This is a genomic window from Streptomyces sp. NPDC031265, assembly GCF_055570295.1.
The window spans coordinates 807,376-818,932 of the sequence record NZ_JBVIHM010000001.1; the positions used below are offsets into that span (position 1 = coordinate 807,376).

At 71.8% G+C, this 11,557-nt stretch carries 12 protein-coding genes; 6 read left to right on the forward strand and 6 right to left on the reverse strand.

Annotation, left to right across the window (positions count from 1 at the left end):
- Positions 1-18: 18 nt before the first annotated feature.
- From ACZ499_RS03785 to ACZ499_RS03800, 4 genes are all read right to left on the reverse strand, one after another.
- Positions 19-768 (reverse strand): DUF6227 family protein, encoded by a 750-nt coding sequence (locus ACZ499_RS03785; RefSeq protein WP_468671879.1) that lies wholly within the window; start codon positions 766-768, stop codon positions 19-21.
- Positions 769-938: 170 nt separating this feature from the next.
- The gene (locus ACZ499_RS03790) at positions 939-2,219 is read right to left on the reverse strand and encodes a L,D-transpeptidase (protein ID WP_468671881.1); all 1,281 of its coding nucleotides are present in this window, start codon (positions 2,217-2,219) and stop codon (positions 939-941) included.
- Positions 2,220-2,321: 102 nt separating this feature from the next.
- The gene (locus tag ACZ499_RS03795) at positions 2,322-3,347 is read right to left on the reverse strand and encodes a P1 family peptidase (RefSeq protein WP_468671883.1); all 1,026 of its coding nucleotides are present in this window, start codon (positions 3,345-3,347) and stop codon (positions 2,322-2,324) included.
- On the reverse strand, positions 3,340-4,497 hold the full coding sequence (locus ACZ499_RS03800; RefSeq protein WP_468671886.1) for a low temperature requirement protein A: 1,158 nt from the start codon (positions 4,495-4,497) through the stop codon (positions 3,340-3,342). The genes ACZ499_RS03795 and ACZ499_RS03800 overlap by 8 nt, the downstream gene beginning before the upstream one ends.
- 342 nt (positions 4,498-4,839) lie before the next feature.
- Between ACZ499_RS03800 and ACZ499_RS03805 the strand changes: the two genes are divergently transcribed.
- The 6 genes from ACZ499_RS03805 (at position 4,840) to ACZ499_RS03830 (ending at position 10,190) form a co-directional block, all read left to right on the forward strand.
- A complete protein-coding gene (locus ACZ499_RS03805) occupies positions 4,840-5,886 on the forward strand; it encodes an MFS transporter (protein ID WP_468671887.1) in 1,047 nt (348 codons plus the stop codon).
- Entirely contained in the window at positions 5,883-8,177 is a 2,295-nt protein-coding gene (locus ACZ499_RS03810) for a molybdopterin oxidoreductase family protein (RefSeq protein ID WP_468671889.1), read from the forward strand. The genes ACZ499_RS03805 and ACZ499_RS03810 overlap by 4 nt, the downstream gene beginning before the upstream one ends.
- An 8-nt stretch (positions 8,178-8,185) precedes the next feature.
- Positions 8,186-8,785: a 4Fe-4S dicluster domain-containing protein gene (locus tag ACZ499_RS03815; RefSeq protein WP_468671891.1), complete on the forward strand. Its 600-nt coding sequence runs from the start codon at positions 8,186-8,188 to the stop codon at positions 8,783-8,785.
- Complete coding sequence (locus tag ACZ499_RS03820) at positions 8,782-9,513, forward strand: QcrA and Rieske domain-containing protein (RefSeq protein ID WP_468671893.1); 732 nt, start codon at positions 8,782-8,784, stop codon at positions 9,511-9,513. The genes ACZ499_RS03815 and ACZ499_RS03820 overlap by 4 nt, the downstream gene beginning before the upstream one ends.
- Positions 9,510-9,905, forward strand: a complete 396-nt coding sequence (locus ACZ499_RS03825; protein WP_468409840.1) for a hypothetical protein — start codon at positions 9,510-9,512, stop codon at positions 9,903-9,905. The genes ACZ499_RS03820 and ACZ499_RS03825 overlap by 4 nt, the downstream gene beginning before the upstream one ends.
- A gap of 81 nt (positions 9,906-9,986) precedes the next feature.
- A complete protein-coding gene (locus ACZ499_RS03830) occupies positions 9,987-10,190 on the forward strand; it encodes a hypothetical protein (protein WP_385545654.1) in 204 nt (67 codons plus the stop codon).
- A gap of 31 nt (positions 10,191-10,221) precedes the next feature.
- Here the strand turns inward: ACZ499_RS03830 and ACZ499_RS03835 are convergent, their stop codons facing one another.
- Together ACZ499_RS03835 and ACZ499_RS03840 are read right to left on the reverse strand one after the other, a co-directional pair.
- Positions 10,222-10,704 carry a large conductance mechanosensitive channel protein MscL gene (locus tag ACZ499_RS03835; protein WP_468671895.1) on the reverse strand — a complete coding sequence of 161 codons (483 nt, stop codon included), beginning with the start codon at positions 10,702-10,704 and terminating at the stop codon, positions 10,222-10,224.
- A gap of 119 nt (positions 10,705-10,823) precedes the next feature.
- Entirely contained in the window at positions 10,824-11,429 is a 606-nt protein-coding gene (locus tag ACZ499_RS03840; protein WP_468671897.1) for a hypothetical protein, read from the reverse strand.
- Positions 11,430-11,557: the final 128 nt, after the last annotated feature.

Here is an 11,557-nt window from a genome sequence, read left to right on the forward strand (position 1 = left end):
TGTCGGGAGATGGACGGGTCAGGAGACCCGTGTGCGGCGCTGCATCGCCGCCCGCGCCGACTCCTCCGCCGCGTACACCTCGCACATGTGGCTGCCGTCCGGCGTCGCCGTGTGCTCGACCTCCCACAGGCTCAGCTCGACGCCGTCGAGGAGCAGGAACGCGTGCTCGTACAGGATGGCCCCGCCGCGCCCGCCCGCTCCGCCCAGGGCCCGGGTGATGCGGTGGGCGAGGGCTCCGCGCAGTGCGCGGGCCACGCTCTCGCCGGGCCGGTCCGGGTTCTCGGCGCGGCGCAGCAGCCGCCGCGCGTGGTCGGCCGAGCCCTCCGCCTCGTACGTCCTGCTCGTCCCGGCCCGTTCCACCGGCGTCAGCTCGCTGAGGGCCTCCAGACCGGTCAGGCACGGGTCCAGGCCGTCCTCCGCGAACGCGGGCGCGAGGTCCGGCAGGACCCGCTCGCGCAGCCGGGCCGCGGCCACCAGAGCGCTCTCCTCGTCCGCGTACACCTCGTTGCCCCGGCCGTGCACGACCTCCCAGAGGGTGACCGTGGCGCCGTCGAGGAGGAGATAGGTGTGGCGGTAGGTCTCGCGGCTGAGCCGGGGGCGGCCGGGGCCGCCCGAGGCGTGCAGTGAGGAGTGCAGCGAAGTGGTGTACGCGAGGGCCGAGTCGAGGCTCTCGACCAGCTCGTCCGGCAGGTCGAACGAGTTCAGCGCGCGGCCGAGCAGGCCGGCGAGGTGCTCCTCGGCCGTCTCGTACTCGCACTCGTTGGGCACCAAGGCGTCTCCCCGCCGTAGCTGTTCGTCACGTAGAGGGTGCTCAACGTAGCCCCTGCGTGCGCTTCGCGCAGCGGGCATGGCCGAAACATTCTCATAGGCTTGGAACGGCTCGCAGCGGACGGGAAGGCGGCCCGGGGCGGTGCGCCGGGCCGCGCTCCGACGGACGGTCAGCCGGCGCTGCCCGCCTGCCATTCGGTCCACGACATGTTCCAGCCGTTCAGGCCGTTGTCGGGGGCGATCGTCTTGTCCGGCGAGCCCTTGACCGTCACCACGTCACCGATCAGCGAGTGATCGAAGAACCACTTGGCGGGGGTGTCTCCCTGGGCGCCCCGGACGTCCCGGAGTCCCACACAGCCGTGGCTGGTTCCCGCGTTGCCGAACGGGTTGCCCTTGTACCAGTAGTTGCCGTGGAGGAAGGTCCCCGAGCTGGACAGGCGCATCGCGTGCGGCACGTCCTTGATGTCGTACTCGCCGCCGAAGTTGACCGTCGCGCCGTTCATCCGCGTCTCGGTGAACTTCTCGGAGATCACCATCTGCCCGTTGTACGTGCTGTGTTCGGCGCTGCCCGTCGAGACCGGGATCGTCTTCACGGTCCTGCCGTCCTGCTGCACAGTCATCGTCTGGGTCTTGGCGTCGACGGTGGAGACCTGGTTGCGGCCGATGGTGAAGGTGACCGTCTTGGACTGCACGCCGTACACGCCGCTCGCGCCCTGCACCCCGTCCAGGGCGATCTTCATCGTCACCTTGGACCCGGCCTTCCAGTAGTCCTGCGGCCGGAAGTCGAGGCGCTGGGTGCCGAACCAGTGGCCGACCACCTGCTGGCCGCTGCTGGAGCTGACCGTGATGTGCGACTGGACGGCCTTCTTGTCGGTGATCGACTTGTCGAAGGTGAACGAGACCGGCATGCCGACACCGACGGTCGCGCCGTTGTCCGGCGTGTAGGTGCCGATGAAGCTGTTCTTCGAAGTGACCGTGGTGAAGGCCGCGTTCTCGGTCGCGGGCCGCCCCTTGTCGTCCTTGCCGGTCGCCATGATCTTGTACTGGGTGCCGCGCTCCAGCTTCCCGGCGGGCTTCCAGGACAGCCCGTCGCCGGCGAGGGCGCCGGCCACCGCCTTGCCGGTCTGGGCCTCGGTCAGGGTCACCTGGCTGAGCTTGCCGCCCTGGGCGGTGACGGTGGTGCCGTTGATGCTGGCGTTGGCCGAGCCGTCCTTCGCCGAGATGGTGATCTTCAGCGAGGAGGCCTCCTGGGCGGCGGCCGCGTCGCCGCCCTTGCCTTCGCCCTTGCCCTTGTCGGAGCCCGACGCGCTACCGCCGCAGGCGGTCAGGGTCAGGGCGCCGAGCAGCAGCGCCGACGCGGCGGCGAACGCCCGCCGCCGGGTGCGCAGTTGCTGCGGGGTGCGGTACTGCGGCTGCGCGGCGGTCTCGGGCGAGGTCACGGGCTGCTCCATCTGTGCGGGCCTTACTCCAGTACGTGCACAGAGCACCCATATGGGCAGAATGGTTGCGGGCACGTCCTGTGACTCACAGCACATCGAGGCGGGTCCGCCGGCTCAACTCCCGTACAAGTCACGGTAAGACGGGAATGTCCCACCGGGCCCCTCCACCCCGTCGGCGGCGAGCACGGCCTCGGTGATCGCCCGGGCCACCGCGTCCGCGCCCGCCGCCAGCACGAAGTTGAGGTCGACCGGCGACAGGAGATCGCCGCCGCCGGTGGCGAGGGCGAAGACGGTGTCGCCGTCGTGCATCAGATGCACCGGCCGGATCGCCCGGGCCAGACCGTCGTGCGAGGTGCCCGCGAGCTTCTGCGCCTGCGGCCCGGTGAGCGGCGCGTCGGTGGCGACGACCGCGAGCGTGGTGTTCAGGGGCGGCAGCCCGGAGGCGGCACGGGTCTCGCCGAGCCGCTTCGAGGCCGCCTCGTGGACATCCGGTCCGGGGTACGCGACGCGCCCCCGCAGCCCGTACAGCGCGCCGGTATCCGGGTCGAACACCGACCCCACGGAGTTGACGACGACCAGCGCGCCGACGGTGGCGCCGGAGGGCAGGGTCACGCTCGCCGTGCCGACCCCGCCCTTGAGGCCGCCCGCGACCGCCCCGGTCCCGGCGCCGACGCTGCCCTGGGCGACCTCGGCGGCCGCCGCCTCGACGGCGGCCCGGCCGGTGGCCGCGTCCGGGCGGGCGTCCCAGTCCCCGCCGCGCCCGAGGTCGAAGACGCAGGCGGCCGGGACGACCGGCACGACCTGGTGCGGCTCGGGCCCCACCCGCACGCCGCGCCCCCGCTCCTCCAGCCAGGCCATGACCCCGCCCGCCGCGTCGAGCCCGTATGCGCTGCCGCCCGTCAGCACCACCGCGTCGATCCGCTCGACGACGTTGCGCGGGTCGAGGGCGTCGGTCTCCCGGGTGCCGGGCCCGCCGCCGCGTACGTCGACGGCGGCGACGGCGCCGGGGGCCGGGGCGAGGACGACGGTCGTCCCGCTCAGGGCGCGCTCGCCGGGGACGCGGGCGTGCCCGACGAGGAAGCCGGGCACATCGGTGATCGAACCGGCGCTCTGCGACCGGGCCTTCTGATGGTCAGTCATGACCCTCGACACTACGGCCGCTCAGGGTCACGCCGACAGCCACCGTGGCGGCGGCCACCAGACCGGCGGCGGGGACGGCGCCGTGCCCGGCGAAGGTGCAGGCCAGGGTCGCCACCGCCGAGACGGGCAGGATCAGCTGCTGGGCGAGGGTCCGCTTGAAGTGGCGCGAGTGCAGGGCCCAGACGGTGAACATGAACAGCGCGGCCGGCACGGTGACGGCGGCCGAGGCCGCCGCCGTGGAGATGTGCGCCTTGCCGACGGCCTGCTCGACCGCCACCTCCATCCCGGCCCCGATGGCGGCGGCCGAACCGAGGATGACGAAGTGTCCGTACCCCCAGGCGAACGCCTGGCTGTTCGAGGTGAGGTGCCCGGCGATCGGCACGGCGAAGTAGATCCACCAGGCGGCGAAGACGATCAGCAGTCCGCCGCCCGCCAGCGGCAGCAGCTCGCCCAGCGCCTCGTGCTCGTCCAGCGCCTCCTGTACGGCGACGGTGGCGGCGGCGACCGTCTCGCCGAGCACGATCAGGGTGAACAGGCCGTACCGCTCGGCGATGTGGTGCGCGTGCCAGGTGCTCTGGGCGGTGCGCTCGGCGAGCACCGGTACGGACAGCTCGGCGGCGGCAAGCACCACGAACACCCAGGAGCGGGTGGTGCCGGCCGGCACGAAGAGCATCCCGATCCAGCCGAGCTGGCACGCGGCGAACCCGGCGGCGTACAGCAGCGCCATCCGCCGCTCGGCCGGGTCCGCCGCGTTGCGCGCCGCGCGCAGCCACTGGCTGGTCAGGGCGAGCCGCATCACGATGTAGCCGACGACGCAGACGGTGAAGTCGCTGTCGTCGAAGGCGCGCGGCACCCCGGCGGCGAGGATGAGGACGCCGGTGATCTGTACGAGGGTGACGACCCGGTAGAGCACGTCGTCGCTGTCGTACGCCGAGGCGAACCAGGTGAAGTTCATCCAGGCCCACCAGATGGCGAAGAAGACGGCCAGATAGCCGGCGAGCCCGGTGCCGAGGTGCCCCTCGGCGAGCGAGTGGACGAGCCGGGAGCCGGCCTGGGCGACGGCGACGACGAAACAGAGGTCGAAGAAGAGTTCCAGGGGCGTCGCCGCCCGGTGTTCCTCGTGGCGGCTGCGTGCGGTCATGCGGGGCATGGGGGACAGGAGACCAGACGGCCCGGGCCCTCGCATGACAACAGCGGCCGCCCGGCGGGTGAGGAGACGGCCGCCGATCGGTACGACCTGGCGGATGCGCCGCCAGGCATGCCCTTCACCCTGCACGACACGCCGTCGCCGTCGCCGTTCCCGTTCCCGTCCCCGTTCCCGTCCCCGGACGAGGTCGCCGCCGCCCTGTGCGGTCTTCGCCGCCCACGGTCTGCGCACGGTCTGACGATTACTCGGCGCCGCCTGGCGCCGTCGGCTGCCATCTGACTGAAGGCTTCACCCCGCCGCCCTCAAAACAGGTGATAACCGGTCAGATGCACCTACGGTGGCCGGGTGACCGAGCCTCCCGCAGCGAAGCCCGCGGTCGCGCTTCGCGCGACCGCCGCCGGTACCGCCCTCTCCCTCCTGCTGATCCTCGCCATCGTCTTCGGCAGCCGTCGGCTGAAGGACTTCGACTCCGCCCTCCTGCCGTACGCCTGCGCCACCGTCTTCCTCGCCTTCGGCGTCGCGCACCGCTACACCGTCTGGATCTCCTCCCCGGGCGCCCGCCGCCTCTTCAGACAGGGATGGCGCAGCCTGTTCTCCGCCGCCAACTTCCGCCGGGCGCCGACCGCCCTGCCCAAGATGGCCGCCACCTACCTCGGCCTCCAGAAGTTCCTGGGCGCCCGCTCGCACGCCCGCTGGGCCGCCCACCAGCTGATCTTCTGGGGCTGTCTGCTGGCCGCCGCGATCACCTTCCCCCTCACCTGGGGCTGGTTCACCTTCACCTCGTCGACCGGTTCCGGACCCGGTTACGAGATGCGGATCTGGGGCGTGAAGATCCTCGGCTTCGACTCGCTGAACGTCCTGGGCTGGCTGATGTTCCACGGTCTGGACGTCGCCGCCGTCCTGGTCATCCCCGGCGCCTCGTACTTCCTGTGGCGCCGGATGAAGGACCGTGGCGCGATCACCGGCCAGCGGTTCGCCTACGACCTGGTTCCGCTGATCCTGCTGATCGTCATCTCCGTGACCGGCCTCCTCCTCACCTTCTCGTCGATCTTCCTGCACGGTGGGGGCTACGAGTTCCTGGCGGTGCTGCACATGGTGTCGGTGGTGCTGACCCTGATCTACATCCCGTTCGGGAAGTTCTTCCACATCGTCCAGCGGCCGGCCGCCGTCGGGATGCAGCTGTTCAAGTACACCGCCCGCCAGGACGAGCAGATCTTCCACTGCCGCCGCTGCGGCCGGCCCGTCGACACCGCCCCCTACGTCGAGAACCTGCGGGGGACCATGCGCGACCTGGACCTCGGCTTCGACGCCTGGGCCGAGTACTGCCCGCGCTGCAAGCGGGTGCTGCGCGGCACCGCCTACCTGGCGCACGTCAAGAAGGGCTACAAGTGAACCGGCTCCCGCTGGACCCCTCCCTCGCCCCGCCCGGCACCCGCAACTTCCGTGACGCGGGCGGCATCCCGGCCGACCGGTGGCGCGCCGACCAGGACGGCGAGACCCTCGTACCCACCCACTGCTGCTTCTGCGGAGTGCAGTGCGGGATGTATCTCCGCGTCGACAAGGGCGGGAAGGTCTTCGGCGTCGAACCCCGCAACCACGACATCAACCGGATGCGCCTGTGCCCCAAGGGCATCAACGCGTACCAGCAGGTCAACCACCCCGACCGGCTCACCGCCCCGCTGCTGCGCCGCTCCCGCGACGAGCCCTTCCGGGAGGTCTCCTGGGAGGAGGCGCTGGACCACACGGCCGACGAAATCCGCCGTATCCAGGCCGCCCACGGCAACGACGCCTTCGGGCTGCTCGGCGGGGCCAGCCTCTTCTCCGAGAAGACCTATCTGGTCGGCAAGTTCGCCCGCGTCGCGCTCAAGTCGCGGCACGTCGACTACAACGGCCGGCTGTGCATGGTCTCCGCGGCCGGCGCCAACAAGCTCGCCTTCGGCATCGACCGGGCCGCCAACCCCTTCTCCGACATCCTCCTCACCGACTGCCTGCTCATCGCCGGGTCCAACGTCGGCGAGTGCTTCCCCGTCATGACCCAGTACGTATGGGGTGCGCGCGACCGGGGCGCCTCGCTGATCGTGATCGACCCGCGCGAGACGGCGATCGCCCGCACCGCCGACATCCACGTCGCCCTCAAGCCCGGCACCGACTCGGCGTTCTTCAACGCGCTCCTCCACGTGGTCATCAAGGAGGAGCTCGACGACGAGGCCTACATCGGCGCCCACACCACGGGCTGGGAGGAGGTCCGGGACAAGGTCGCCGAGTATCCCCCCGAGCGGGCCGCCGAGATCTGCGGGGTCCCGGCCTCCCAGATCGTCGAGGTGGCCCGCACCTTCGCCCGCGCCCCGAAAGCCATGGCCTGGCACGCCCGGGGCATCGAGCACCACTCGCAGGGCGTCGAGAACTGCCTCTCCGTGATCAACCTCTGCGTCGCCACCGGCAACCTCGGCAAGCCCGGCGCCGGCTACGGCACCATCACCGGCCAGGGCAACGGCCAGGGCGGCCGCGAGCACGGCCAGAAGGCCGACCTGCTGCCGGGCGGGCGCTCCATCATGAACGCCGAGCACCGCCGGCAGATCTGCGAGATCTGGGGCATCGAGGAGTCCGGACTCCCGCCCGCCGGAACCTCGATGATGGAGATGGTCCATCAGATGCGCCGCCAGGAGATCCGCGGCCTGATCGGCATCTGCAACAACCCCTTCGTCTCCCTCCCGAACTACTCGACCGTCAAGGACGGCTACGACACCCTCGAATTCCACGCTCAATTCGACTTCTTCCTGTCCGAGACCGCGGCCAACGCGCACGTGGTCTTCCCCGTCACCACCTGGGCCGAGGACGAAGGCGTGATGGCCAACGCCGAGGCCCGGGTCGTCAAGCACAACAAGGCCCAGGAACCACCCGCCGGGGTCCGCACCGACACCTGGGTGATCTGCCAGCTCGCCCAACGCCTGGGCGCGGGCGACAAGTTCGCCTTCCCCGGCTCCCGCGAGGTGTTCGACGAGCTGCGCGTCGCCTCCGCCGGAACGGTCAACGACTACTACGGCATCACCTACGAGCGCCTGGAGGAGACCGGCGGCATCGCCTGGCCCTGCCCCTCCACCGACCATCCCGGCACTCCCCGCCTCTTCGAGGACGGGCGGACCTCGCACCCCGACGGCAAGGTCCATATGCAGGTCGTCGAATGGCACCCGCCGATGGACCCGTACGACGACGAACACCCCCTCTCCCTCACCACCGGCCGGACCGTGGCGCACTACCTCTCCGGCAACCAGACGCGCAGGCTCGACGCCCTCGTCGAGCAGACCCCGCGCCCCTGGGTGGAGATCCACCCCTCGCACGGCTTCCGCAACGGCGAGCCGGTCCGCGTCGTCACCCGGCGCGGCAGCACGGTCTTCCCCGCCCTGGTCACCGAGGCCATCCGCCCCGACACCGTCTTCATCCCGTACCACTGGCCGGTTCCCACGTCCGCCAACGCGCTGACCATCGACGCTCTCGACCCCCGTTCCAAGATTCCCGAGTACAAGGTCTGTGCCTGCCGCATCGAGGCCGGTGACCGGGTCGCCGAGGTCCCCGCGCCCCCGGCCGCGCCCGGCCACGTGGCCCATCCGGCGGCCCAGGTCTCCCGCACCGACCCCCTGCCGCCCACGTCCCCGCAGGGGCGCGGTACCGCCGATAGGAGCTGACGCCCGCCGTGATGGGCAGAACGATCTTCATCGACCCGGGGCGGTGCATCGGCTGCCAGGCCTGTGTCTCGGCCTGCCGCGAGTGCGATTCGCACCGGGGCGAATCCATGATCCATCTCGACTACCCCGACGCGGGGCACTCGGTCGCCTCCCTTCCCACGGTCTGTATGCACTGCGAGGACCCGGTCGCCCCCTGCGCCGAGGTGTGCCCCGCCGACGCGATCCTGGTGACCGCCGACGGTGTGGTGCAGCAGGCCGACACCACCCGCTGCATCGGCTGCGCCAACTGCGTCAACGCCTGCCCCTTCGGCGTACCGAAGATCGACCTCCAGGCGAAGCTGCAGATGAAGTGCAACCTCTGCTACGACCGCACCGCCTACGGCCTCGCCCCCATGTGCGCCACGGTCTGCCCCACCGGAGCCCTCTTCTACGGAACCGTCGAAGAGCTCCGCGCCGAACGCCCCGGCGTCCAGGTCGCCGACTCCTTCACGTTCGGCGATGTCGTCGTGTCCACCGGAGTGGCGATGGTCGTCCCCGCGGACAAGGTCCAGTGGCCGGTCCCCGGTGGCCTCCCGATCGTCGAGGTGAACGGAAGGACGGTCCGATGAGCACGGCCGAACAGCCCCCGGCGGCCGGTGACCCGAGCGGACCCGGAGGTTCCGGTGGCACCGGTGCCGCCAGGGGGCTCGGCGCCCCCGGCGAGGACGGACCGGGCTCGACCCCCTGGCCCGACCCCGCTCAGGAGGCGTTGCGCGACCGCGTCGCCGCCGACTCGCTCACCACCCGCCGCGACTATCTGCGGATCGTCACCACCGTCTCCGGCGGGCTCGCCGTCGGCGGCGTGGCCGTCGCCGGAGGCGTGCTCCACCGGCACGGGGACAGCGCGGACGCCCCCAAGGCCACGCGCGTCGCCGACCGGCTCCGCCCAGGCGACTCCATCGCCTTCCGCTTCCCTGGGGAGGACGACCGGGCGGTCGGCGTCCGCCTCAGGGACGGCACCCTCGTCGGCTACTCCGCCGTCTGTACGCATCTGGCCTGCGCGGTGCTGTGGCGCGAGGACCGGGGCAACGAGGGCGAGCTGTACTGCCCCTGCCACGAAGGCGTCTTCGACGCCCGCACCGGTGAGGTCACCGCCGGACCGCCGCCCCGCCCGCTGCCGAAGGTGCTCCTCGTGGAGGAGATCGACGGCAGCGTCTGGGCGGTGGCCACTACCCGCTCCGGCGAGAGCGTCAAGGCCGCCATGTGCCGGCAGTTCGGCGAGCAGCGCCCGGACATGGCGGCCAGGATCGGCTGCCCGGGAACGCGGACCCAGACCGAGAGGAGCGAGCGGACGTGAGCGCCGACACCGGCCCGGGCGGGAGCGGCGACGCCACGGTGCCCGCCCCGCCCCCGTACACCGCCGGCAGCACCCAGCCCCGTCTCAACCGTCCCGTACGGGACCGGTACCCCCAGATCCGCGCCACCAGCGGATACGGCGATCCCCGGACCCGCCGCACCGGCCCGGGTCCCGGCGCGGGCACCGAGCAGGAGCCGGAGCGGTCCTCGAAGCTGACGGCCCGCCTCGCCCTGGCTGTCACCGTGGTCGTCGGCCAGCTCTGGGGGTTGTCGGTGATCGTCAACGAGTGGATGAAGGGCCATACCGGAACCGCCTGGTGGGGCACGGGATTCCTCGGCCTGTCGTTCCTCGTGGTCCTCGGCCTCTGGCTGCTCGACCCGAAGGACCGGTGACGGGGAGGACGGCTGACGTGAGTAGGGGCGAGCCCCCAGGCCGTCGCCGCATCGGCCGTCGCCTCGCCGTACCCTGGAGGTATGAGTACCGCCCCCGCCCCCGGACCGCGCGATGCGAAGCCCGCGTCCGACCAGAAGCCCAGGCCCGCGCTGGTCTTCGACGATCCGCTGGACCAGCAGTCCTCGGACGACACGGACCGCGGGTGGGGTGAGCGGGCCCCCGCCACCGGCAGCACGGCCGATCTCGCACGCTTCCTCGACGAGAAGCCGCCGCACCACATCTGAATCTGACGGCGGCCCGTCCCGGGGCCGTGCGCTACGGCGCGCTGTGCCCCGAGCCGCGCTGGGAGACCAGGGCGTCGCGGATCTCCTTGAGCACTTCCAGCTCGCTTACCTCCAGGGTCTCCTCGACGCCTTGCTTCGCCCGGTCCCGCTGGGCCCGCTTGGCCAGGTACTTGGCCATCGGCAGGACCATCAGGAAGTACACGACGGCCGCCGTGATGAGGAAGGTCAGCACCGCGCTGAGGACCAGGCCCCACATGATCGGGATGCCGGAGACCGCTTCGCCCGTCTTGGGATCGAACCCGCACGGGCCCTTCAGGCACGAGCTGTAGCTGTTGAGGTCCTTCGTCCCGAACGCGCCGACCAGCGGGTTGATGATGCCCTTCACGACCGAGTTCACCACGCCGGTGAACGCGGCGCCGATGACCACCGCGACGGCCAGGTCGATCACATTGCCGCGCAGCAGGAAGGCCTTGAAGCCCACCAGCAGGCCGTCGCTCTTCTTCTCGTCGGTCACGAGTGAGCCTCTCTTCGCAGGTGCAGGGGGTGGAGCAAACCGTTCCGCAACCTACGTCAGCGCATGGTCGCGCTGTGCAATCCGCGTACGCGAACAGGCGACTTGACAGGAAGCCAGTGCTATTCGGCAAAGGTCACCACCAGTCGGGAGGCCGCACCGGCACCCGCGAGCGTCGTCGCGGTGGCGCGGGGGACGGACAGGACGACCAGGGCCCCCTCGTCGGAGGAGGGCCCGCGCGGCCGGGGCACATCGGTCACCCGTGCACCCGAGGCCACCAGGCGCGCCGCGCCCGCGCCGCCCGAGGGCGAGTCGGGCGCCGCGATCACATCGACCCGGTCGCCGGGCCGCAGCAGCCGCACGGTCTCCGCGTCCGCGATCCGGACCGGCGCGGACACCACGTCGACGGCCTTGCGGGCGGGCGGGGGCGCCGCGTTCCGCTGCTGGGCGCCCGCAGTTGCCGCCGCGACGGCGCGGGGGCCCGCCTGCCCTGGATCCGTACGCCCCGGGGCCCGGGCGCCCACCGCCGCGAGCGCGGCCGCCGCCACCGCGAGCCCGGCCGCCATCGCACGCCGTCGGCGCCGCACCGCACGCCGCAGCCGGTGCCGGCTCCCGCGCACCCGCAGCGGGGGGAAGACGGGGACGCCGATCGGCTCGGGGGCCGGGGAAGGCAGGGGAGAGGGCGCGGGGGAAGGCGTCGAGGAGGGCAGAGGAGAGGACCAGGACATGGTGGGTCACCACCGATCGTGAGGAGCGGGTGCTGCTCGAACGCTCCTCACGATCCCCGCCCCGCCAACTTCCCGCCCAGCCCTGTGGATTACTCCCCGGTTGTGGACAACTCCGTCACCCGCCCGGG